The organism is Hydrogenophaga flava NBRC 102514, assembly GCF_001571145.1.
GTDB lineage: Bacteria > Pseudomonadota > Gammaproteobacteria > Burkholderiales > Burkholderiaceae_C > Hydrogenophaga > Hydrogenophaga flava.
Map to the genome: position 1 here is coordinate 126,570 of NZ_BCTF01000012.1, position 21,807 is coordinate 148,376.

A 21,807-nucleotide genomic window follows, 5' to 3' on the forward strand; every position below is an offset into this window, starting at 1 on the left:
CCGCCTTCGGCGTCTTCCCCCCGGGGGGACGCCACTGGCGGCCCGGCAAAGCCGGTTCCGCGGTGGCCGCTTGATGAAGGCATTTCGCGCCGGCGGCTGATGTTGATGGCTGCTGGCTCGGCGCTCATGCCTGTTGCCCGTGCCGCGCGCTCCGACGCCACCCTGCTCGCGGCCTGGCAACAGCAGGACGAGCAGCGCATCGGCCTGCTGGGGGTCGGTGACACCTCGTGGTCGGTGCAGCGGTCGCTCGTGGTGCCGACGCGGGCACACGGGCTGTGGGCCGAGGCTGGAGGCTCGGTGCTCGCGGTCGCGCGGCGACCGGGCGACTGGCTGCTGCGCTGGCACCCGGCCAGCGGCCGCACGCAGTGGCACTGGATCGGCGAGGACCGGCGCTTCAACGGCCACGTGATCGCGCGCGCCGACAGCACCACGCTCTGGACCACTGAAACCAACCTCGACACTGCGCAGGGCCGCATCGGCGTGCGCGACGCGGCGTCGCTGGAGAAGACCGGCGAGTGGGCCACGCACGGCATGGACCCGCACCAGCTGCTGGCGCTGCCGCAGGCGGTGGGTGACCTGCCCGCCGGCACGCTGATGGTGGCCAACGGCGGCATCCCCACGCTGCCCGAAACCGGGCGCAGCAAGCGCGAACTCGGTCGCATGGATTCGTCCCTGGTGGCGCTGCACCCGGACAGCGGCGCCCTGCTGGGCCAGTGGCGCCTGGCCGACCCGTTCCTGAGCCTGCGCCACCTGGCCTTCGACCCGGTCTCGGGCACGCTGGGCATCGCGCTGCAGGCCGAACACCCGCAGGCCACCGACAAGGCCGGCGCGCCGGTGCTCGCGGTGTGGGACGGCCGCACCCTGCGCGCCGCCGAGGGCCAGCCGCCGGTGGCCGGCTACGGCGGCGACATCTGCGCCTGGCCGGGTGGCGGCTTCGCTGTCAGCTGTCCGCGCACGCACCAGCTGGCGCTGTACGACGCGCGCGGTGTCTGGCAGCGCGCGCTGGCACACCGCGAAGCCTGCGCCTTGGCCAGCCGCGACGGCCGCTGGTGGCTGGGCGGCGCCACCAGCGTGCTCGGCGACCAGGGCGAGGCCCGGCCCACCATGGCACCGCTGCAGCTCGACAACCACTGGGTTGCGGTGGGCTGAGCACCGAACCCCGCGCAGCGGCTACGTGTCCTCGCCGGTCAGCCGCGCCGGGTCGAGCAGCCGCTCCAGTTCCTCGCGCGGCAGGCTGGTGCGTTCAACCGCGACATCGACGATGGGCCGGCCCTCGCGGTAGGCCTGCTTGGCGATCTCGGCGGCCTTCGCATAGCCGATCACCGGGTTGAGCGCGGTCACCAGCATGGGGTTGCGCGCCAGCGCCTGCTGCAGCCGCACCTCGTTGACCTTGAAACTGGCGATGGCCTTGTCCGCCAGCAGGGGCATCACGTTGGCCAGCAGGCCGATGCTCTCCAGCAGGTTGCGCGCGATCACCGGCAGCATCACGTTGAGCTCGAAGTTGCCCGACTGCCCGGCAACGCTGAGGGTGGTGTCGTTGCCGATCACCTGCGCCGCCACCATCGCGGTGGCCTCGGGGATCACCGGGTTGACCTTGCCGGGCATGATGGACGAGCCCGGCTGCAGGCTCTCCAGCTCGATCTCGCCCAGGCCCGCGAGCGGGCCGGAGTTCATCCAGCGCAGGTCGTTGGCGATCTTCATCAGCGCCACCGCCAGCGTCTTGAGCGCGCCCGAGGTGGCGACCGCCGTGTCCTGCGCGCCCATCAGTGCGAAGCGGTTCGCGGCCGGCGCGAACGGCAGGCCGGTGGCGCGCGCCAGCGCGGCGGCGCACAGCGGCGCGAAGCGCGGGTCGGCGTTCACCCCGGTGCCCACCGCGGTGCCGCCCAGCGCGAGCTGCAGCAGCGCGGTGCACGCGGCGCGCAGGGGCCCGGCCGCCGCCTCCAGCTGCGCCGCCCAGCCGGCCAGCGCCTGACCCATGCGCACCGGCGTCGCGTCCATGAGGTGGGCGCGCCCGGTCTTGACGTAGGCATGGGTCTGCGCGGCCTTGGCCTGCGTGACCGCCACCAGGTGGTCGAGCGCCGGCAGCAGGCGCTGGTGCAGGGCCAGCGCCGCGGCCACGTGGATGGCGCTGGGCACCATGTCGTTGCTGCTCTGGCTGGCGTTGACGTGGTCGTTGGGGTGCACCGGCGTGCCCAGCGTGCGGCTGGCCAGTGTGGCAATCACCTCGTTGGCGTTCATGTGGCTGCTGGTGCCCGAGCCGGTCTGAAACACGTCGACCGGGAAGTGCGGCAGCAGCGCCGCGTCGTCCAGCGCCAGCAGCGCGGCGCAGGCCTGCGCGATGGCCCCGGCCTCGGCGGCGGAAATGGCCTGCAGCTCGCCGTTGGCCTGTGCGGCGGCGGCCTTGAGCTGCAGCAGCGCACGCACGAAGCCCGCCGGCATGGGCTGTCCGCTGACCGGGAAGTTGAGCACGGCGCGCTGGGTCTGCGCGCCGTAGAGCGCCTGGGCCGGCACGGACACCGCGCCCATCGAATCGTGTTCGGTGCGCCAGGCGCCGTGCTCCGGCGCAGGGCCCGGCATGTGAGGTGGGTTCATGGGTGGCTCCCTTCGGGCGGCCGCAGGGCCGGGGGATCATGGTGCGCCCGTCCGCCGGGCACCACCCCGGTGCCACCCGATGCGACCACTGCGGGCAGGGTCACTCCGGGTCCGACGGCCCTGCCCCGCGGGCGGCGGCGGACAGGGTCTCGTCCTCCAGCCGGTCGCAGGCCTGCCCGGTGCGCCGGCACTGCCCGTCGGGTTCCAGCCAGGGGTGGGCGTGGCCGGCACAGCCGGTCTGGCAGATCACGGACTGGGCCTCGCGCATCTCGGCATCCACACGCGGCGCGACGGCCCTTGGACCAGGCCTGGAGGGCGACTGCAGCGCCGCCGGCCGCAGGTCCCAGGCCACCGCCGTGCGCATGCGCACCAGCTCGCAGCGCAGGCGCAGGTTCTCGGCCTCCAGCGCGGCCTGCCGGCGCGCGCCGGCCTGCAGCTGTTCGGTGACGCGTTGCTGCAGCCGGCCCAGCCGCCCCACCAGCGCCACATGCTCCAGCGCCAGGTCCTGCGCCGCCGACAGCGCGCGCCCCCGCACCACCACCAGTCTGTTGTTCATGCCATGTCCTCCCTGTCCTTGCTTGTGTCCCCGCCCGGCGCCATCAGCAGCTGCACGCAGCCGTCGGCATCCACCACCGGCCGCGCCCGCACGCCCCAGACCCGCTGCAGCAGCGCGGGCGTGAGGGTCTGCGCCGGGGCACCGCTGGCCTGCAGCCGGCCGCCGTCCAGCACCCAGACCCGGTCGGCGTAGCGCAGGGCCAGGTTGGGGTCGTGCAGCACCGCCAGCACCCCCACGCCCTGCCCGCGCGCCCAGCGCCGCACCGTGGCCATGGTGGCGTGCTGGTGGCGCAGGTCCAGCGCGGCGGTGGGCTCGTCCAGCAGCAGCCAGCGCGGGCGGCCCCCGGGCAGCGGGTGCCAGATCTGCGCCAGCACACGCGCCAGCTGCGCCCGCGCCCGCTCGCCGCCGCTGAGGCTGTTGAGCGCGCGCCCAGCCAGGTGGCCCACACCGGTCAGCGCCATGGCCGCCTGCGCGATGCCGGCCTCGTCGCGCGTGGGGGCCCCGCGGTGCGGGTAACGGCCCAGCTCCACCACGTCCCGCACACAGAAGTCGAAGGCCACGCCGGTGTCCTGTGGCAGCACGGCGCGCTCCATCGCCAGCGCCGCGGCGGCCAGCGACGGCAGCGGCCGCCCGCCCAGCACCACCTGCCCGGCGTCGGGCGCGCGCAGCCCGGCCAGCACCGACAGCAGCGTGGACTTGCCGGCGCCGTTGGGGCCGAGCACCGCGCCCACCTCGCCGGGGGACAGCCGCAGCGACACGCCGTCGAGCAGGCAGGCGCCGCCCATGCGGACGGCGATGTCGTCCGCCTGCAGCGACGCCGGGTCATGGACAGGCGCCGGTTCCGGCCAGCGCAGGGCGGGCTCGGCGACCGCGTCCTGCCACAGCGGCCATTCGCCGGGGTGCGAGTGCGCGAAGGCCTCGCGCCACTCCGGGTCGCGCAGCCGGGCGTTCACAGGCGCCTCCCGTGCGCACCGCGCAACAGCAACAGGAAGAAGGGCACGCCCACCAGTGCGGTGAGCACACCCAGCGGCAGTTCGGCCGGCGCGGCCACGGTGCGGGCCACGGCGTCGGCCGCCAGCACCAGGCTGGCGCCCAGCAGGGCCGAGCCGGGCAGCACCCAGCGGTGGTCCGGCCCGGCGGCCAGGCGCACCATGTGCGGGGCCACCAGGCCGATGAAACCGATGATGCCGGTGGTGGCCGTGACCACACCCACCGCCAGCGCGGTGACCACGATCACGCGGCGTTTGATGCGCTCGACGGGCACGCCCAGCAGCACGGCCTGGGCCTCGCCCAGCGCCAGCGCGTTGAGGGTGCGTGCCAGCGGCAGGCCCAGGGCCAGCGCCAGCAGCGACAGCGCGGCCACCAGCTGCACCGCGCTCCAGCGCGCGCCGCCCAGGCTGCCCAGCAGCCAGAACTGCAGGCTGCGCAGCTGTTCGTCGCTGGCCAGGAAGCTCAGCAGCCCCAGGCCGGCACCGGCCAGCGCATTGACCGCGATGCCGGCCAGCAGCATCAGCCCCACGCGCGTGCCGCCCTCGCCGCGCGAGAGCAGGTAGATCAGCGCCGTCACCCCCAGCCCGCCGCCGAAGGCCATGAGCACCAGGGTCCAGCTGCCCAGGGCGCGCGGCAGCTCGGGGAACCAGGCGGCGCCCAGCACGATGGTGATGCCCGCGGCCAGCGCGGCACCGCTGCTGACGCCGATCAGCCCGGGGTCGGCCAGCGGGTTGCGGAACAGGCCCTGCATCAGCGCCCCGGCCATGCCCAGCGCCGCACCCGCGCACAGGCCCAGCAGCAGGCGCGGCAGGCGGATGTTGAAGAACACCAGGTCGGCGCCGTCGGTGGCGGCGTCGGTGGCACCGGTGAGGGCACGCGCGATCACGCCCGGCAAGTCGGACAGCGGCAGACCGTAGGCGCCACGGCCGGCGGACCAGAGCAGGGTGGCCAGCAGCAGCGCGGTCAGCACGGCCAGCAGCGCCGGGCCGGTGAGGCGGCGCGGCCCGCCGCCCGCGCGCACCGGAGCCCCCAGGGTGGTGGCCTGGCTCACCCGGCGTCCCCCGGCAGGTCGCCGTCCAGCAACTCGAAGCGGGCCAGCTGGGCCGGGTCGTGTGCGCAGACGCCCCAGTCGACGCAGTGGATGCGGTTGCCGTGCAGGTCGCGCAGCTCGAACTCGCGCGCGCCCCAGGGCCGCAGCATCGGCCCGCCGGCCGACAGCCGGGCCAGCGGGTCCATGCCGGCCAGCTTCAGCGCCCCGCGCAGGCTGGCGTACAACCCCTCGATGCGGTGCACCACCACGCTCTGCTGCGCCGGCACGAAGCGCGCGGCCGGCAGGTCGGACGGCGCCAGGCGCTCGAAGCGCCCGGGCGGCGCGGCGCAGGCCCAGAGCTGCAGCTGCAGCGGCCCGTGGCGCAGCAGGGCGAGCGCGCCCGGCACGAGCTGCAGGCACTCGAAACCCAGACGGCCGGTGTAGTCGGCCACGGCGCGGACCAGGTCGGGGGTGCGCAGCACGGCACTCATGACAACACCACCTGCTGGTGCAACTTCTCCACCACCTCCGGCAGCCGCGGGCCGAAGCCCAGCAGCTCCAGGGCATCGAGGTGCAGCAGCGAACGCCCGCCTTCGCGCTGGCGCCAGGCCGGCGTGAGCGCGAGTTCGGGCCGCTGCCAGAACCTGTCGGGCCCGCCCACCGCGTCCAGCCCCTGGGTGGTCATAAGAATGAGGTCGGGCGCCGCCAGGGCCATGGCCTCGGCCGTCATCGGCCGGTAGCCCTTGAAACCACCCAGCGCGTTGGCCGCGCCCATGAAACGGATCACCGCATCGGCCGCCGTGGCCTCGCCCGAGACCAGCGGGCTGCCGGTGTGCGAGAGCACGAACAGCACCCGGGGCGGGCGGGTTTTGCTGCCGCGGCGCACACGGTCCTGCACCGCGGCCCAGCGGGCGTCCAGCCGCTCCTGCAGGGCGCGCGCCTCGGCCTCGCGCCCGGTGGCGCGGCCCACGGCCGCCACCTTGCGGCGCACCTCGTCCCAGCGGTGGTCGGACTCGACCAGCTCCACCTTCACGCCCGCGCTGCGGATCTGGTCCAGCACCACCGGCGGGCCGGCGTCGGTGCCGGCCACCAGCGCATCGGGCCGCAGGGCCAGCAGGCCTTCGGCCGAGAGCTGGCGCATGTAGCCGACCTTGGGCGTCTTCTGCGCGGCCTCGGGGTGCAGGCTGGTGGTGTCTGTGCCCACCAGCAGGTCCTGCGCGCCCAGCGCATAGACCACCTCGGTGATGCCGCCACCGACCGTGACCAGGCGCGGCCGGCGCTCAGCGCCCGGCGTCCGGGGGCTGGCAGCAGGGGCAGTCTGGCTCCACGAAGGCCTGCCAGCGGCGAGCAGCGCCGAGCCAGCCAGGCACACGAGCGCCCGCCGCCTGGGCACGCTGGCGGACCAGTCGTTCGCGGGCGGTGACTCGGGGGTGGGGTGGTGTGGCAGCGGAAGTTCCATGGTTGTGGTGTCGGGGTGGCATGGGGAAGTCAAGCGGTCAGCGCACCTGCTGTGCGCAGCGGCGCGAGCAGGGCGCGCCAGCCCGCCCGTTCGGCCTGGCCGGGTTTGCGGGCGCCGAAGAACATGGCCATGAGACCGCCGTCACCGTCGAACACCTCCAGCGAGGTCACGGTGCCGAAGTCGCCGGGCTTTTCCACGATCCAGGCGCTGGCGATCAGGTCTTCGCGCAGGTGCAGGTTGAAGCCGGGGTCGAGCACGTTGAGCCAGGTCTTGCCGTGCACCTCCATGGGCTCGACCCGCTGCACGGGACCGGTGTGGATCTGGATGCAGCCCGGGCTACCGACGAAGACCATGATGGGCGTGGCGTCCAGGGCTGCGGCCAGCAGCAGCTGGCGCACGGCCCCGCTGTCCACGCGCTGCGTGAAGCGCCCCTCGACCAGGGCGAAGGCCTGCTGGCGCTCCAGCCCGAACTGGCGCAGCAGGCCGAAGAACTGGTGCGTGTCCGTCATCGCCGCCCAGGCCTGTGCGAAGTCGTCGGCACAGCGCGCCGCCACATCGGCCGCGGCGGGCGGGGTGGCTGGCGCGCGCCCGGGTTGGAAGGCCAGCTCACGCGTCGGATCGGCCCAGCGCTGCTGCACCTGCTCCCAGGCGCTGTGCACGGTCTGCGACCGCGGGTAGACCTTGTGCACCGCCGTGCCGCGGGCGTCGAAGAACTGCAGGCTGGCCTGTTCGCTGCCGTTGGCCTGCCGCTCGGTGACCACGAAGCCGGCGTGCCAGTGCTGGAAGAACAGCCGCAGGTCGATGTCCTCGCCCACCGCCAGGCCCACCGGGCCGCTGGCCGAGAGGTTCTGGTAGACGCCGGTCTTCTCGTGCACCGTGCTTTCGTTGCGGGTCAGCGCCATCAGCGGCCCGCAGGCTTGCAGCGACTGGAGGATCTCCAGCCAGCGCGGCTGCAGGGGCACGGCGCGCAGCGGCTGCTCGTGCCCGCCCACGTGCGCCGCGACGGCGGCGCCCTCGCTCAGGCCGATGGCCTCGGCGGCTTCACGGGCGCGCAGCCCCCGCGTCCGTGCTTCGGCGAATCGTTGGCGAAGCGCCTCCGCTGTTGTGTGTTGGCTCATGGTTGTTTCCTCGGTGGTGGTGGGCGCGGCGTTCATTGCAGCGTCCCCGGGGCGGTGTGCCAGGAGGCGGTGGGCGCCGGCTCGCGCGGGCCATGTGCGGCCGTGTCCTCCAGCAGGATCTGCCAGCGCGTGCGCAGGTTGCCCAGCATGCAACGCATGGGCGGCGCCACCTGCGGGTGGTTCGCCAGGAAGAACAGGTTGGACACCAGCTTCTTGACGATCAGGCCCCGGTTGGGGCACTCGGTGCCGGCCTGGGCGTAGCCCGTCATCAGGGCGAAGGTGCCGGCCATCAGCGCATCGACGGAGGGCAGCAGGTACTCCTCGTCGTCGGCAGAGTCGTCGGGTGCGGGTTGCGGGTGCAGGGTGTCCATGGCGTCTCCTTGGGCATGGGTCAGAACTCGGTCACCAGCGCCACCGAGACGCTGCGGCCGGGGGCGGTGTAGGCGTCGAGCACCGGGGACGTGGCGGCCACGCCGCGCACGTTGGTCCACTGCCAGTACGTCCGGTCGGTCAGGTTGCGCACCGCGGCGCTCAGGCGTGTGGCCCGGCTTAGCTGCCAGCTGGTCTTGAGGTCCAGCGTGGTGGCGGCCTTGGGCACGAACTGCGCTGGGGTGGCGCTGAAGTCCACGTCCTTGGCTTTCTTGGCGGCCACGTGCGTCAGGCCCAGGCCGACGGTCCAGGCGCCGAGCTTCTGCTCCAGCGCCGCGTGCAGCTCGGCCGGGTTGACCGAGTTCAGCGGTCGGCCGGTGCTGGTGTCCTTGCCCTGGGTGCGGCCCAGGGCAAGGCGCAGGGCGGTGGCCGCCGTCAGCTGCCAGCGGCCCTTGAGCTCCACGCCGCTGAGGCTGACCTTGCCCCGGTTGACCGCCTGGTACTGGATCGGGTCGCCCGGCACGCCCGCGCCGCTCACGCGCACCAGCTCCTCGATGAAGTCCTTGTAGCGGCCGGTGAAGGCGCTGGCCTCCCACTGAATGCCATCGCCCTGGCCGCGCACGCCCAGCTCCAACGTACGGCTCTTCTCCGGCTTGAGGTCGGGGTTGGGAATGCTCTGGTAGTAGCCCAGCGGGTTGTCGAAGTAGTTGTTGAGCTGCAGCGCCGAGGGCGCGCGGAAGCCCGCGGCCACGTTGCCGAACAGGGACCACCGGTCCGCCGGACGGTAGACCACCCCCAGCTTGGGCGAGAGCGCCGACGCGCTCAGGTCGGCCGGCTGCTTCGGGTACAGGGCATCGGCTTCAGCGTCGAGGCCGACATGGTCGTAGCGCAGCGCCGGCACCACGGTCCAGCGCTCGGTCTGGAACTCGTTCTGCACGAAGGCGCCGACGGTGTTCTCCGTGGTCTTGGGGAAGCGCTTGAGCGGGTAGCGCTCGTAGACCGGTGGCGCGGTGCCGGTGACCAGGTTGTCCAGCTCGCTGCGCACCAGATCCACGCCGTAGACCAGGCGCTGCGCCCAGCCGCCCTCGGCCGAGGACAGGGTCTTCTCCGCCTGCAGGGTGGTCTGCAGCAGGCGCTCCTCATACGTGACGTCGCGGCTGCGGCCGCTCACCGGGCCACCGGCCAGGCTGCGGCGCTGCTCCAGGGCCAGCTCCCGCGATTCGGCGTCCTGCAGCGCCACGGTGGCGCGCAGCTCGTCGACCCAGGCGGCGTCCGTGCGGAAGCGGCCGTCCCAGCCCAGGCGGCTGCGGCGCATGTCGGTCAGGCCGTCGAGGTCGGTGGTCAGGAAGTCGTTGGCCACGCCCCGGCCGCTGTAGGCCTCGACCTCGCTGCGCTTGTCGATGTGCTCGGCCGTGAAGCTGTGCTTCTGCCCGCCACCTGGCGTGGCGATCCACTTGAGCAGCGCGCCCACCGAGCGGTCGTCCTGCGGGTTGGGTGCGGTGCGGGCGCTGCTGGCCGACGTGTTGCGGCCCTGGTTGTCCAGCGCGCCGGCCACGCCGTGGTGCAGGCTGGCCAGGTACTGGTGGCGCTCGTTGGGCGAGCCCGCCACCATCAGGCCCACGCGGCGATCGTCGTCCTCGGTGTCGGCCTGCAGGCTCAGGCGCGTCAGTGTGGTCTGCCCTGGCTTCACCAGATCGCGCGGTTCGGCGGTGAACATGGCCACGTGGCCGGCCAGGCCGTCCGATCCGTACAGCGCCGAGCCCGCTCCGCGCTGGATTTCCACGCGCGAGATGTGGCCCAGCTCGAAGTAGTCCCGGCCGAACGCGGCCGAGCCGAACACACCGCTGGTCAGCTCCCTGGGCATCCGCACGCCGTCGACCGTGAGCAGCACGCGGTTGCCCTCCAGCCCGCGGATATTGAAGCCGGCGTTGCCGTCCCGGCCGGTGGAGCCGACCGCCGCGCCAAAGCGGGTGGGCGCGCGCTTCACCGACACATTGGGGAGCGTCTGCACCAGGTCCCGGATGTCCTGCACGCCCGCCGGGTCCAGCGCCTCGGCGCCCAGCACTTCGATGACCGCCGGCACCTCGGCGGGGTCGCGCTCGCTGCGCGATCCGGTCACCACCACGGTGGGCAGACTGGCGGCCTCCGGCCCGGTGGCGGGCACCTGCTGGGCCAGGGCGGCGGACTGTGAGATCACCAGCACGGCCAGCGCCACGGGGGCCATGGCAGCGCGTGGGGGACGGTGGGCGGCGGAACGGAACGCGGAACGAGGGTGCATGGACAGACCTGAAGAAGAAAGATGTCTTCCCGGGCTGGCTGCACACAGGCCGCGAAAGCGGCGCATGCTTGGCTGGCAGGGGCGGTTAGGCGTCGATTATATGAGAATGATTCGCATTAAGTATAGTGTTTGTGGCGAGGTGGTCGCAAGCGGCGCGCAGACTGACCACAATGGCGGTCCCATACAAAACAGGAAAGGACGGAGCCATGAAAGGCGACCCACAAGCCATTGCCCATCTGCAGGCCCAGCTCAAGAACGAACTTACCGCCATCAACCAGTACTTCTTGCACTACCGCATGCTCAAGCACTGGGGCCTGGACAAGCTGGCCAAGAAGGAATATTCGGAGTCGATCGGCGAGATGAAACACGCCGACTGGCTGATGGACCGCATCTTCATGCTCGACGGCCTGCCGAACCTGCAGGACCTGGGCAAGCTCAACATCGGCGAAAACGTGCCCGAGATGCTCGGCAGCGACCTGGCGCTGGAGCGCGGCGCGCAGGCCACCATCAAGGACGGCGTGGCCTATTGCGAGTCGGTGCGCGACTTCGTCTCGCGCGACCTGCTGATGAAGATCCTGGACGACACCGAGGAACACATCGACTTCCTCGAAACCCAGCTCGAACTGATCGACAAGGTCGGCATCCAGAACTATCTGCAAAGCCAGATGGGCGACGAAAGCTGACTGGAGCCCCCCGGACACGGGGGGTCAAACCCCTGGGTGCACAGGGGACTTTGAGGTTTGAATGCGAGCAATTATCATTTGCTTGTTCTTCCTCTGATCCCCTTGCCACCATGATCGTCTGTGTCTGCCGCCGTGTGAACGACAAAGCCATCGCCCAAGCCGCGCGCTGCGGCGCCAGCTTCGACGACATCCAGATCGACATGGGCGTGGCCACCCAGTGCGGGCAGTGCGAGTCGAGTGCCCGCGCCGTGTGGATGCAGTGCCGCCCCTCCCAGCCCACCGCCCACCTGCAACTGCAGACCGAGGCACCGGTTCCGGCCTGACTCCAGACTTCTTTTCGCTGCAAAGCCGCCTCCGGGCGGCTTTTTGCTGTGGAAAACCGAGCTTGCGCGCGCCGGATTCCGGCCCAGAATGTCACAGGCGCCCGAACCATCCGTTCGCAAAAAACGATGGTCATGCCGAACACCAAGATTTAGAATGCGCAACAGCGTTTCGCATTGCAGAATTAACACGCCGGAGACAGTCCCATGAGCACCGAACAAGCCCAGAACAAGCGCGCCGAACTGCGCCGTGCCGCCCTCGAATACCACGAGAAACCGACCCCCGGCAAAGTGGCGATCGCCGCCACCAAGCAGCTGACCAACCAGCGCGACCTGGCGCTGGCCTACTCGCCCGGTGTGGCCGCTCCCTGCGAAGAAATCGTCGCCGACCCCAACAACGCCTTCAAGTACACCAGCCGCGGCAACCTGGTGGCGGTCATCACCAACGGCACCGCCGTGCTGGGTCTGGGCGACATCGGCCCCCTGGCGGCCAAGCCGGTGATGGAAGGCAAGGGGGTGCTGTTCAAGAAGTTCTCGGGCATCGACGTGTTCGACATCGAGATCAACGAGAAGGACCCGGACAAGCTGGTCGAGATCATCGCGTCGCTCGAACCCACCTTCGGTGGCATCAACCTCGAAGACATCAAGGCGCCGGACTGCTTCTACGTCGAGCGCAAGCTGCGCGAGCGCATGAAGATTCCGGTCTTCCACGACGACCAGCACGGCACCGCCATCGTGGTCGGTGCCGCCCTGCTCAACGGCCTGAAGGTCGTGGGCAAGGACATCAAGAAGGTCAAGCTGGTGACCTCGGGTGCCGGCGCCGCCGCGCTGGCCTGCATCCAGCTGCTGGTCAAGCTGGGCCTGCCGCGCGAAAACATCTGGGTCACCGACCTGGCCGGTGTGGTCTATGAAGGCCGCACCGAACTCATGGACCCGGACAAGGCCGTGTTCGCGCAGAAGACCGCACAGCGCACGCTCAGCGAGGCGATCGAAGGCGCCGATGTGTTCCTCGGCCTGTCGGCCGGTGGTGTGCTCAAGAAAGAAATGGTCGCCAAGATGGCCGCCAGCCCGCTGATCTTCGCGCTGGCCAACCCGAATCCGGAAATCGCGCCCGAAGACGTGAAGGCGGTGCGCGACGACGCCATCATGGCCACCGGCCGCACCGACTACCCGAACCAGGTCAACAACGTCCTGTGTTTCCCGTACATCTTCCGCGGCGCGCTGGACGCGGGCGCGTCGACCATCACCGACGAGATGGAGATCGCCGCGGTGCACGCCATCGCCGAGCTGGCCCAGGCTGAGCAGAGTGAGGTGGTGGCCGCCGCGTATGCGGGCGAGAAGCTGGCCTTTGGTCCTGAGTACCTGATCCCCAAGCCATTCGACCCGCGCCTGATGATGAAGATCGCGCCGGCCGTGGCGCAGGCCGCTGCCGACAGCGGCGTGGCGCTGCGACCGGTTACGGACATGGACGCCTACAAGCAACGCCTGCAGAGCTTCGTGTTCGCCTCCGGCACCATCATGAAGCCGCTGTATGCGGCCGCCAAGACGGCGCTGAAGAAGCGCGTGGCCTACGCCGAGGGTGAAGAAGAGCGAGTGCTGCGCGCCTGCCAGATCGTGGTCGACGAAAACCTGGCCCGACCAACGCTGCTGGGACGCCCGGCGATCATTGCCGAGCGCATCGAGAAATTCGGCCTGCGCCTGAAGGAGGGCCTGGACTACGACGTGGTCAACGTCGAACAGGACGCGCGCTACCGCGAGCTGTGGACCACCTACCACCAGATCATGGAACGCCGCGGTGTAACCGAGCAGCTGGCCAAGATCGAGATGCGCCGGCGCCTGACACTGATCAGCTCGATGCTGCTGCGCCGCGGCGACGTGGACGGCATGATCTGCGGCACCTGGGGCAACACCCAGCTGCACCTGGACTACATCGACCAGGTGATTGGCAAGCGCGAAGGCGCCATCTGCTACGCCGCCATGAACGCCCTGATGCTGCCCGGCCGCCAGGTGTTCCTGGTGGACACGCACATCAACTACGACCCCACGGCCGAGCAGCTGGCCGAGATCACCCAGATGGCGGCCCGCAAGATGATGCGTTTCGGCATCACGCCCAAGGCGGCGCTGCTCTCGCACAGCAACTTCGGCTCCAGCAACCAGCCCAGCGCGGTCAAGATGCGCGAGACCCTGGCCATTCTGCAATCGAATGCACCGTGGCTGGAGGTGGATGGCGAGATGCACGGCGACGTGGCGCTGGACGCCGATGCACGGGCGTCGATCATGCCGCGCTCGACCCTGCAGGGCGACGCCAACCTGCTGGTCTGCCCCAACATCGACGCGGCCAACATCGCCTACAACCTGCTCAAGACCGCGGCCGGCGGCAACATCGCCATCGGCCCGATGCTGCTGGGCGTGGGAAAACCTGTGCATATTCTCACCGCCAGCGCCACCGTGCGCCGCATCGTCAACATGACCGCCCTCACGGTGGCCGAAGCCAACGCGCAGCGTCAAGCCTGATTCATATAGCAAGCACTAACTAATTTTCACAATTGCCCCTGCAAGACCTGCTTAATTAAGCAGCAACAACTTGCTTTTTTGCAGCGCATCAGGCACACTTGCGCGCTTGTATTTCAGGGTTAACCCACCCCAAAAAGGGGCTCAATCTGCGCTGAGCGGATGCCCCGGGGCAGGTGGATGGCTTGAGGAACACAGGGACTTTGATGGGTCTGCAACCGATCCGGGCAACAAAGAGCCGTGTCGGGCTGGTCGTGGGACTGGCCCTTTCCGCGGTTCTGGCGACGTCGCTGAGCACCATGCTGGTGCAAGCCCGGACCCCTTCTTCCGTACTTCCCGGTTCAGCGGTGGCTTCGGTGGCCTACACCGGCCTGCCGCCACAGGGACAGGAAGTCATGGAGCAGATCCGCCAGGGAGGGCCGTTCCGGTATGAGAAGGACGGCACCGTGTTCGGCAACCGCGAACGCCTGCTGCCCAGCCAGAAGCGGGGTTATTACCGGGAATACACAGTGCCCACGCCGGGGTTGAGGCACCGCGGGGCACGGCGGATCGTGTGCGGAGGCCAGCAGCCACGTTCGCCAGATGCCTGTTATTACACCGAGGACCACTACAGCAGCTTCCGGCTGATCGTGCAGTGACCCGCGGTGATGTGAGTGGATTTCGTTTTCAACTTTGACTGTAGAAAGAGACGCGGAGATGGACACGCCACTTCGTAATGTTCGTACCAACATCGTTCAGTCGATCCGCGCCTTCGGCGTGAAGGACCTGCAGGCCGCCGCCGAGCAGCTGGGTCACCACTTCCTGTATGCCAACCTGGCCAAGGCCCAGAGCAAGCAGGATGTGCTTGAACTGATCGCAGCGCAGTACACGTTGCCGCCGCACTTCGGCAAGAACTTCGACGCCCTCTACGACTGCATGACCGATCTGGTCCACAAGTCAGGTCCGCAGACCGGCTTCATCGTCGTGCTCGAACACATCCCGGCGCATGCCAAGTTCGACAAGGAAGCGCGCGAGCAGCTGCTGGACATCTTCCGCGACGCGGCCGACTACTGGAGCGATCGCAAGATCCCGTTCCGCTGCTTCTATTCCTTCTCGGTCGCGCGCGCCCCAAAAGGTGAAGAGCCGATCGAGGTGGAGAATGAAGAGCCCATGCCCACGGACAAGATCCTGGATGTGAGCCCGATGGCGTTGCGCATGAGCAGCCCGTTCAATGCGGGTTACTGGCTGACCGCAGCCTGATCAACCGCAGAACTTTGAGAAGCCGCTGCCCATGCAGCGGCTTTTTTCATGCCTGGACAGCTTGCGCGAGTGCGACGTACTCTGCCACCGGCACCTCTTCCGCCCGGCGCTGCAGGTCGAAGTCGCCCGAAAAGCCACGTGCTTCCAGCCATCTGCCCAAGGTGTTGCGCAGGATCTTGCGGCGCTGGCTGAACGCGGTCTGCACCAGGTCACCATAGGTCCTGAAGTCCATCGCTGGCGGCTGCGCCAGCGGCACCATGCGCACCACCGCGCTGTCGACCCGCGGCGGTGGATCGAAACTTTCGGGCGGCACGAACAGCACGTTCTCCATGGCGTAGCGCCACTGGAGCATCACCGAGAGGCGACCGTAGTCGGCGGTGGCCGGTGCGGCCACCATGCGGTCGATGACCTCTTTCTGCAGCATGAAGTGCTGATCCTGAACGACCGCGACATGGTCGAGCAGGTGGAACAGGATCGGACTGGAGATGTTGTAGGGCAGGTTGCCCACCACCCGGATCTTGCGACCTTGCCAGCGCGCCGCCAGCGCGCTGAAGTCCACACGGAGCACGTCGGACTCGACCACATCCAGCAGGCTGTGCTCCCGCAGGCGGGCCGCCAGGTCCCGGTCCAGCTCGATCACCGTCAGGCGCCCCAGGCGCTCGACCAACGGCTGGGTCAGGGCCGCCAGACCCGGACCGATTTCCACCATGGCGTCCGAAGGCGACGGCGCGATCGCCGCGACGATCGCATCGATGATGGCGGTGTCGCTCAGGAAGTGCTGACCGAAGCGCTTTCGCGCGACATGCTTCATGCGCAGGCGTGCCGATGAAGACTCAAGGCTGCGGCGCTTCGCGCATCTCGACAAAGGCGCGGCTGCGCACCTCTTCGGTCCACGCGTTGATCGCGTCGTCGGCCTTCTGTTCGCGCAGCAGTTCGCGCGCCATGTCGCGCTGTTCGCGCTCGCTGAGCGCGGCCTGGCGACGTTCCTCCAGGCGGATCAGGTGCACGCCAAAACGCGACACCACCGGTTGCGACACCTCGCCAGGGCGCAGCGCATTCATCACCTGCTCGAACTCGGGCACGAACTGGCCGGGAGCGACCCAGCCCAGGTCTCCGCCCTGGCGGGCAGAGCCATCCTGACTGTGCTGACGGGCCAGATCTTCAAAGCTGGCCTGCCCCGCAGCGACCTGCTGGCGATAGCTGTTCAGCCTTGCAATGGCATCGTCCTGGCTCAGCTGAGCCCCCGGGCGCAGCAGGATGTGGCGCGCGCGGCTCTGCACGACGCTCAGTTCGGGCAACGGTGCCTGGCGCTTGTCCACCACCTTGAGCACGTGCAGCCCGGCCGCACTGCGCAAGGGCCCGGCGACGCCGCCCACCGGCAGGTTGCGTGTGGCCTGCACAAACAGCTCGGGCAGACGCGACAGCGGCCTGAACCCGAGGAGACCGCCACTGGACGCCTCGGGTGCTTCTGAGTACTCGCGCGCCTGAACCGCCAGATCGGCACCCTTGCGCAGACGGTCGGCCACACCCTGGGCCCGGGCCTCCAGCTCACGCAACTTGTCTGGACCACTGCCCTCGGGCACCTGCACCAGCACGTGTCCCAGGTTGAGCTCCAGCCCTTCGGGACGGGCGGCCTGCCGCTCCGCAATGAAGCGGTCGATGTCGGCCTCGGTGACGCGCACGCGCGCTTCCACCTCCCGGTCGCGCAGGCGCTGCAGCAGCACCTGGTTGCGCAGTTCGTTGCGCAGCTTGTTGATGTCCATGCCCTCGGCAGCCAGCCGCTGCCGGAAAGCCTCCACGCTGAGCTGGTTCTGCGCCGCCAGCGATTGCTCTGCCTGCGCCAGCGTGGCCTCGTCCACCCGAACACCCTGTTCGGTGGCCTGCTGCAGCAGCGCCCTCTCGACAATGAGTTGCTCCAGCACCTGCTGGACCAGTTCGCTGCGGGGCGGCAGGGCCCTGCCTTGGGTCGCGAACTGCTGTTCGACGCGCAACATGCGCTGCCGGACATCGAAGTTGGTCACAGGCTCGGAGTTGACCAGCGCGACGATGTAGTCCACGGTGCGCGTCGAGGGAGCGCTGGCAGGGCGCTGCAGTTCCGGGGCCGGGCGCAAGGCCTGGCCTTGCGCCGGCCATGCGCCCAGCAACAGCCCCCCGGCCAGCAGGATCTGCAGGCCTGTGCGGCGAACGCCTGGATGGTCAGTCATATTGCTGGAAACGGTTGGGCTGGACGACTTCTTCACGCAGGTACTGGTATTTGGGCACATTGGCCTGGATGCTCTGCAAGGAGCTTCCGCCGACTTTCGAGAAGCCGTTGAACTCCAGCTGGAACAGGATGCGGCGGTCCGAGGTGGTCGAACTGGTCTGCAGGCGCTCCAGAACAACACGTCCCAGCCAGCAGCCTGCGTCGTATTCGAAACCAGCAATCACGTCGATGAGCTTGCGGTCCGGCATGCTGTAGTTCAGGCGTCCGACACCGTACCACTGGCCCGGCCCCAGGGCCCGTCCCGGCACCGGCTCGGGGGTGCGCCCCCAGATGCCGGACAGCGGCCACTGCCATCCCAGATCCAGCTGCTCGCTCACACCCTTCTGGATTCGGTAAGCCGCGCTGAGCACCTTGTAGGGTCCCGGCGTGTAGCGACCACCGATGGTGGTGCGGCGGGACTCGCTGGTCTTGGTGTTGTACTGCACGTTGGCATCGAGCGACCACAGCGGGTCCCACTGCACCCGGGTCGACAGAAGGGTGTCGCTCAGGCGCTCCGTGACCGGTGCTCCGCCCGGCAGTGTCACGTTCTGGTCGGCCAGCAGGGCCCGCTGGGCGACGCCCAGGCGCACCACCTCGGCCCCGGTCTCCGAGTCCAGCAAACGGGAGCTCACACCCACCGTCACCGCCCGGGTGTCGCTGATGCGGTCGTTGCCGCTGAAGGCATGTTCGGCAAACATGCTGGAGTAGTTGAAACTGCGCGCCGCAGAGTCGTAGTTCGGCAGATCGCTCTGGTCGCGGAACGGTGTCCAGGTCGCAAAAGCCCGCGGCTCCAGGGTCTGGATGTAGCTTGTGCCGAGGAACTCGGTGGGTCGCTCGAACACGAGGCCGCTGTCGATGCTGATCGTCGGCACGGTGCGCGTGGCCGATACGTTGGACCCGGTCGTGTTGTCGTTGCTGTAGCGGGCCATGTGCACGCGCGCCTTGGGCATGACATACCAGCCCGGGGCCTGCCAGCGGCGCGCGATCTGGGCCACCGCCACCGAACGGTCGCCGCCGATTTCTTGCCCGGTTTTCACCCCTGAACGCAGCACCGCACGTTCAAAGCGTGTCGCGTTGGTGCTCAGCGACAGGTCCCAGCCAGGTGTCCCGAACAGGGTCTGGTTGGGTTGCTCGTAGGAGAAGCCCACGGACGGCAGCCGGTCGAAAGGAGGCGTGATCGGCGCGTTCACGTCCTGCAGGGTCTGGTACCGGTACATGCCGGCGCTGACCGACCAGGGGCCCTTGCCCCAGCCCAGCCCGACCTCGTTGTACAGCAGGCGCGAGGTCAGCGAGGTGATCGTGCGCGGGAAGTCGCGCCAGTAGTTGTCGTCGCTGACCTTGTTGAGGTTCACCCTCAGTCCGATCGGGCTGCCGCCACCGATTGGACGGGTCAGCTGTTGGTTGTGGCGGTACGCCACCGCCCAGCGGTCGTCGTCGCGCAGCTTGTCCGAAGGCATGTAGGACGTGCGCAGGTTGCCGGTGTAACCGGGCTGCAGGTAACGGAACTCGCCCGACAGGTCCAGTCCGCGCTTGGTCATCAGCGTGGGCGTGACCGTGGCGTCGTAGTTGGGAGCGATGTTGAAGTAATAGGGCGTCGACAGCTCCACGCCGCTCTGCGTGCTGATGCTCAGGCTGGGTGGCAGGGCGCCAGTCTTGCGCTGATCCGACAGCGGGAAGCTCAGGATGGGCGCACCCAGGATGGGCACACCCATGAACTCGATCACGCCCGATTTGGCAATGCCCACGTCCTCCACCCGGTCCAGCTCGATGGACGAGGCACGCACGATCCAGTCGGGCATCCAGGTCGAGCCCGGCGGCCGCGGACAGGTCGAATAGCGGCCGTCGTGCACCATGGTCCGGTCATCGCCCATGAAGTCGACACGCCGCGCATCGCCCTTGCCTTCGTTCTTCAGCAGCGAATACTCGGGCTTGTTGAAATGCCCCCAGTGGCTGTTGACGTTGACCTCGGCATCGGGTCCGGTGAAGCGGTCACCGTTGCGGTTGATGAGCACATTGCCCTGGGCCTTGGTCTCACCGGTGCGCTTGTCGTGTTCGATGCGGTCGGCGCGGATCACGGTGTCGTGCCGGCGCAGTTCGGCGCCGCCCTGCATGACCGTCACGCCGTCCATCTCGCCTTCCAGGCTCTCGCCCCAGATGAAGACGGGCAGTTGCTTGCGAACCTCCGTGGGCACTTGCTGGATCAGCGACTCGCCGGGCTTGAGCCGGATGGCGGCGGCGTCGGGCCCGGCACCGGTGTTCTGGGCCCAGGACGGAGCGCAGGCGCCGCCCAGTGCGAGCACGGCCAACGCCCCCTGCACAGCGCGCGCCAGGGTGGTGGGTTCCGGAAGTCGCGCCATGCGCGGCAGACGGGCGGGGCTGTTCAGGGAGGAGGAATCAGGTTTCAAGGCGGTGTGTGGCGAAACGGCCGTCTCTGATTTCGGTGGCACATGCCCTGTCGCTATCGGTCGACCGGGCCTCGGACTGCCGGCGGAGGTGACCACCGGCAAGGGGGATTTGTAGAATCTCCGGCCATTATCCTATGCCTCCCGCCCGGCCCGCCAGCGTGCCGGCGCCTCCGTCTCCCCCCGCTTCCATGACGCCGAACACCCCCGCAGTCACCTGGGCCGATCCGGCCCGCCACGCCGCCTTCGACCACTGGCTGCAAGGCCAGGCCACAGCCCAGGGCCTGCGCCCCGACACGCTGCGCCCGGCCTCGGCCGACGCGAGCTTCCGCCGCTACCTGCGCGTGGACACCGTGGACGGCGGCAGCCGCATCGTGATGGATGCGCCGCCCGACAAGGAAAACTGCCAGCCCTTCGTGCGCGTGGCGGGCCTGATGAAGGCCGCCGGCCTGCTGGTGCCCGACATCCTGGCCTGGGACGAACCCCAGGGCTTCATGCTGCTGCCCGATCTGGGCACGCAGACCATGATGGAGCGGATCGACGCCGACAACCCCCAGGCCAACCATGCGCGCTACCTGCAGGCGGTGGACACGCTGCTGGCCTGGCAGCTGGCCTCCAAGCCTGGAGAGCTGCCGCCCTACGACGAGGCCCTGCTGCGCCGCGAGTTGCAGCTGTTCCCCGACTGGTACCTCGCACAGCACCGGCAGGTCAAGGTGGAAGGCGCCATCGCCACCACCCTGCAGAAAGCCTTCGACACCATCGTGGCGCGCAACCTGGCCGCACCCACGGTGCATGTGCACCGCGACTTCATGCCACGCAACCTGATGATCCCGGCCCAGCCCGGCAGCACACCTGCACAGCAGCTGGGCGTGCTGGACTTCCAGGACGCGGTGCACGGCCCGATCACCTACGACATCGCCAGCCTGATGCGCGACGCCTTCCTGACCTGGGAAGAAGACTTCGTCATCGACATCACCGTGCGCTACTGGGAAAAGGCCCGCAAGGCCGGGCTGATGGACTTCGAGGACTGGCACAGCGACTTCGGCGCCTTCTATCGCGCGGTCGAGTGGATGGGCCTGCAGCGCCATCTGAAGGTGGCCGGCATCTTCGCGCGCCTGACGCTGCGCGACGGCAAACCCAAGTACCTGGCCGATGCGCCGCGCTTCATCGCCTACATCCGCGCCACCGCACACCGCTACCGGGAACTCGGCCCGCTGCTGAAACTGATCGACGAAGTGGAAGGCCTGCAGGCCGCCAGCGGCTTCGCCTTCGGCCGCGTCTGAGCCTTTCAAACGTGCCCCGCTTTCACTGCCCCGTCCCGCTGAGCGCCGACGCCGAACTCGAACTGCCGGCCGCCGCGGCGCGCCACGTGCAGGTGCTGCGCCACCAGCCCGGCGATGCGATCACCCTGTTCAACGGGGAAGGCGGCCAGTGGTCTGCGACCATCCTGCGCATGGGCCGCAGCGACGTGGCGGTGCAGGTCGTCGCGTTTGAAGACATCGAGCGCGAGCCGGCGCGGCGCGTGCACCTCGCCATGGGCATGCCGGCCAACGAGCGCATGGACTGGCTGGTGGAGAAGGCCGCCGAACTCGGCGTGGCCAGCCTGCAGCCCCTGCACACCGCGCACAGCGTGCTGCGCTTGAGCGGCGACCGTGCGACCAAGAAGCAGGGGCACTGGCAATCGGTCGCGGTCGCGGCCTGCGAGCAGTGCGGCGGCAACCGGGTGCCGACCGTAGCGCCCGTCGCCGACCTGGGCGCCTGGTTGCGTGGCAGCGAGAGCGTGGCCCCGCTGCGCTGCGTGCTCTCGCTGGCCGAGGGCTCACGCCCGCTGTCCGAGGTGCTGGATGGCCAGCCAGCCGGCACGCCCGTGCTGTTTCTCAGCGGCCCGGAAGGCGGGCTGTCCGCCCAGGAAGATGCCCTGGCCCGCACCGCGGGCTTCGTGCCCGTCACGCTGGGGCTGCGCATCCTGCGGGCGGAAACGGCGGCGCTCGCGGCGCTGGTGCAGGCGCTGGCCTGAG

Annotated in this window: 19 protein-coding genes and 1 pseudogene; 8 read left to right on the plus strand and 12 right to left on the minus strand. The window is 69.5% G+C overall.

Features of this window, described 5'->3' with window-relative positions:
- Positions 1 to 126 precede the first annotated feature (126 nt).
- Complete coding sequence (locus tag HFL01S_RS12275; RefSeq protein WP_245644795.1) at positions 127 to 1,149, plus strand: DUF1513 domain-containing protein; 1,023 nt, start codon at positions 127 to 129, stop codon at positions 1,147 to 1,149.
- A 21-nt stretch (positions 1,150 to 1,170) separates the two neighbouring features.
- Here HFL01S_RS12275 and HFL01S_RS12280 read toward each other — a convergent pair whose 3' ends face one another.
- The 9 genes from HFL01S_RS12280 to HFL01S_RS12320 form a co-directional block, all read right to left on the minus strand.
- Positions 1,171 to 2,592, minus strand: a complete 1,422-nt coding sequence (locus HFL01S_RS12280) for a class II fumarate hydratase (RefSeq protein ID WP_245644796.1) — start codon at positions 2,590 to 2,592, stop codon at positions 1,171 to 1,173.
- A 100-nt stretch (positions 2,593 to 2,692) separates the two neighbouring features.
- Positions 2,693 to 3,148, minus strand: coding sequence for a hypothetical protein (locus tag HFL01S_RS12285; RefSeq protein WP_066258788.1), 456 nt, complete (start codon positions 3,146 to 3,148; stop codon positions 2,693 to 2,695).
- Positions 3,145 to 3,960 carry a heme ABC transporter ATP-binding protein gene (locus HFL01S_RS12290; protein WP_439648601.1) on the minus strand — a complete coding sequence of 272 codons (816 nt, stop codon included), beginning with the start codon at positions 3,958 to 3,960 and terminating at the stop codon, positions 3,145 to 3,147. Before HFL01S_RS12290 ends, HFL01S_RS12285 begins: the two co-directional genes overlap by 4 nt.
- 137 nt (positions 3,961 to 4,097) lie before the next feature.
- Positions 4,098 to 5,267 carry a FecCD family ABC transporter permease gene (locus HFL01S_RS24695; protein ID WP_439648602.1) on the minus strand — a complete coding sequence of 390 codons (1,170 nt, stop codon included), beginning with the start codon at positions 5,265 to 5,267 and terminating at the stop codon, positions 4,098 to 4,100.
- Positions 5,186 to 5,659, minus strand: coding sequence for a VOC family protein (locus HFL01S_RS25690; protein ID WP_066258790.1), 474 nt, complete (start codon positions 5,657 to 5,659; stop codon positions 5,186 to 5,188). The genes HFL01S_RS24695 and HFL01S_RS25690 overlap by 82 nt, the downstream gene beginning before the upstream one ends.
- Positions 5,656 to 6,627, minus strand: a complete 972-nt coding sequence (locus HFL01S_RS12305; protein WP_084383253.1) for a heme/hemin ABC transporter substrate-binding protein — start codon at positions 6,625 to 6,627, stop codon at positions 5,656 to 5,658. Before HFL01S_RS12305 ends, HFL01S_RS25690 begins: the two co-directional genes overlap by 4 nt.
- Positions 6,628 to 6,656: 29 nt before the next feature.
- Positions 6,657 to 7,781: a hemin-degrading factor gene (locus HFL01S_RS12310; protein ID WP_066258795.1), complete on the minus strand. Its 1,125-nt coding sequence runs from the start codon at positions 7,779 to 7,781 to the stop codon at positions 6,657 to 6,659.
- Positions 7,778 to 8,116, minus strand: coding sequence for a hypothetical protein (locus HFL01S_RS12315; protein ID WP_066258796.1), 339 nt, complete (start codon positions 8,114 to 8,116; stop codon positions 7,778 to 7,780). Before HFL01S_RS12315 ends, HFL01S_RS12310 begins: the two co-directional genes overlap by 4 nt.
- Positions 8,117 to 8,136: 20 nt before the next feature.
- The gene (locus HFL01S_RS12320; protein ID WP_169802333.1) at positions 8,137 to 10,392 is read right to left on the minus strand and encodes a TonB-dependent hemoglobin/transferrin/lactoferrin family receptor; all 2,256 of its coding nucleotides are present in this window, start codon (positions 10,390 to 10,392) and stop codon (positions 8,137 to 8,139) included.
- A gap of 206 nt (positions 10,393 to 10,598) precedes the next feature.
- Between HFL01S_RS12320 and bfr the strand changes: the two genes are divergently transcribed.
- From bfr to HFL01S_RS12345, 5 genes and pseudogenes are all read left to right on the plus strand, one after another.
- On the plus strand, positions 10,599 to 11,075 hold the full coding sequence (gene bfr / locus HFL01S_RS12325) for a bacterioferritin (protein WP_066258801.1): 477 nt from the start codon (positions 10,599 to 10,601) through the stop codon (positions 11,073 to 11,075).
- 110 nt (positions 11,076 to 11,185) lie between these two features.
- Positions 11,186 to 11,398 (plus strand): (2Fe-2S)-binding protein, encoded by a 213-nt coding sequence (locus HFL01S_RS12330; protein WP_066258802.1) that lies wholly within the window; start codon positions 11,186 to 11,188, stop codon positions 11,396 to 11,398.
- 204 nt (positions 11,399 to 11,602) lie between these two features.
- On the plus strand, positions 11,603 to 13,909 hold the full coding sequence (locus tag HFL01S_RS12335; protein ID WP_066258804.1) for an NADP-dependent malic enzyme: 2,307 nt from the start codon (positions 11,603 to 11,605) through the stop codon (positions 13,907 to 13,909).
- Between the two features lie 296 nt (positions 13,910 to 14,205).
- Positions 14,206 to 14,544, plus strand: coding sequence for a guanyl-specific ribonuclease (locus HFL01S_RS12340; protein ID WP_066258853.1), 339 nt, complete (start codon positions 14,206 to 14,208; stop codon positions 14,542 to 14,544).
- 58 nt (positions 14,545 to 14,602) lie between these two features.
- Positions 14,603 to 14,998: pseudogene (locus HFL01S_RS12345) on the plus strand (barstar family protein); the annotation flags it as partial.
- A gap of 193 nt (positions 14,999 to 15,191) precedes the next feature.
- Here the strand turns inward: HFL01S_RS12345 and rsmA are convergent.
- The 3 genes from rsmA to HFL01S_RS12360 are packed head-to-tail and all read right to left on the minus strand — an operon-like array spanning position 15,192 to position 19,744.
- Positions 15,192 to 15,956, minus strand: a complete 765-nt coding sequence (gene rsmA / locus HFL01S_RS12350) for a 16S rRNA (adenine(1518)-N(6)/adenine(1519)-N(6))-dimethyltransferase RsmA (RefSeq protein WP_066258806.1) — start codon at positions 15,954 to 15,956, stop codon at positions 15,192 to 15,194.
- A 22-nt stretch (positions 15,957 to 15,978) separates the two neighbouring features.
- Positions 15,979 to 17,349, minus strand: coding sequence for a peptidylprolyl isomerase (locus HFL01S_RS12355; protein WP_066258812.1), 1,371 nt, complete (start codon positions 17,347 to 17,349; stop codon positions 15,979 to 15,981).
- A complete protein-coding gene (locus HFL01S_RS12360; RefSeq protein ID WP_066258814.1) occupies positions 17,342 to 19,744 on the minus strand; it encodes an LPS-assembly protein LptD in 2,403 nt (800 codons plus the stop codon). The genes HFL01S_RS12355 and HFL01S_RS12360 overlap by 8 nt, the downstream gene beginning before the upstream one ends.
- A 236-nt stretch (positions 19,745 to 19,980) precedes the next feature.
- Here HFL01S_RS12360 and HFL01S_RS12365 point away from each other — a divergent pair, with 236 nt between their 5' ends.
- Both HFL01S_RS12365 and HFL01S_RS12370 read left to right on the plus strand, forming a co-directional pair.
- Positions 19,981 to 21,072 carry an aminoglycoside phosphotransferase family protein gene (locus tag HFL01S_RS12365; RefSeq protein WP_084383256.1) on the plus strand — a complete coding sequence of 364 codons (1,092 nt, stop codon included), beginning with the start codon at positions 19,981 to 19,983 and terminating at the stop codon, positions 21,070 to 21,072.
- 11 nt (positions 21,073 to 21,083) lie between these two features.
- A complete protein-coding gene (locus HFL01S_RS12370) occupies positions 21,084 to 21,806 on the plus strand; it encodes a 16S rRNA (uracil(1498)-N(3))-methyltransferase (protein WP_066258817.1) in 723 nt (240 codons plus the stop codon).
- The last annotated feature ends 1 nt before the right edge of the window (position 21,807 follow it).

Excerpts from the sequence above, each read along its gene's own strand:
- HFL01S_RS12280 (WP_245644796.1), bottom strand. The coding sequence starts at position 2,592 with ATGAACCCACCTCACATGCCGGGCCCTGCGCCGGAGCACGGCGCCTGG.
- HFL01S_RS12285 (WP_066258788.1), bottom strand. The coding sequence starts at position 3,148 with ATGAACAACAGACTGGTGGTGGTGCGGGGGCGCGCGCTGTCGGCGGCG.
- bfr (WP_066258801.1), top strand. The coding sequence starts at position 10,599 with ATGAAAGGCGACCCACAAGCCATTGCCCATCTGCAGGCCCAGCTCAAG.
- HFL01S_RS12320 (WP_169802333.1), bottom strand. The coding sequence starts at position 10,392 with ATGCACCCTCGTTCCGCGTTCCGTTCCGCCGCCCACCGTCCCCCACGC.
- HFL01S_RS12310 (WP_066258795.1), bottom strand. The coding sequence starts at position 7,781 with ATGAACGCCGCGCCCACCACCACCGAGGAAACAACCATGAGCCAACAC.
- rsmA (WP_066258806.1), bottom strand. The coding sequence starts at position 15,956 with ATGAAGCATGTCGCGCGAAAGCGCTTCGGTCAGCACTTCCTGAGCGAC.
- HFL01S_RS12365 (WP_084383256.1), top strand. The coding sequence starts at position 19,981 with ATGACGCCGAACACCCCCGCAGTCACCTGGGCCGATCCGGCCCGCCAC.
- HFL01S_RS12305 (WP_084383253.1), bottom strand. The coding sequence starts at position 6,627 with ATGGAACTTCCGCTGCCACACCACCCCACCCCCGAGTCACCGCCCGCG.
- HFL01S_RS12360 (WP_066258814.1), bottom strand. The coding sequence starts at position 19,744 with ATGGCGCGACTTCCGGAACCCACCACCCTGGCGCGCGCTGTGCAGGGG.
- HFL01S_RS12330 (WP_066258802.1), top strand. The coding sequence starts at position 11,186 with ATGATCGTCTGTGTCTGCCGCCGTGTGAACGACAAAGCCATCGCCCAA.
- HFL01S_RS12340 (WP_066258853.1), top strand. The coding sequence starts at position 14,206 with ATGCTGGTGCAAGCCCGGACCCCTTCTTCCGTACTTCCCGGTTCAGCG.
- HFL01S_RS12315 (WP_066258796.1), bottom strand. The coding sequence starts at position 8,116 with ATGGACACCCTGCACCCGCAACCCGCACCCGACGACTCTGCCGACGAC.
- HFL01S_RS12275 (WP_245644795.1), top strand. The coding sequence starts at position 127 with ATGCCTGTTGCCCGTGCCGCGCGCTCCGACGCCACCCTGCTCGCGGCC.
- HFL01S_RS12335 (WP_066258804.1), top strand. The coding sequence starts at position 11,603 with ATGAGCACCGAACAAGCCCAGAACAAGCGCGCCGAACTGCGCCGTGCC.
- HFL01S_RS25690 (WP_066258790.1), bottom strand. The coding sequence starts at position 5,659 with ATGAGTGCCGTGCTGCGCACCCCCGACCTGGTCCGCGCCGTGGCCGAC.
- HFL01S_RS12355 (WP_066258812.1), bottom strand. The coding sequence starts at position 17,349 with ATGACTGACCATCCAGGCGTTCGCCGCACAGGCCTGCAGATCCTGCTG.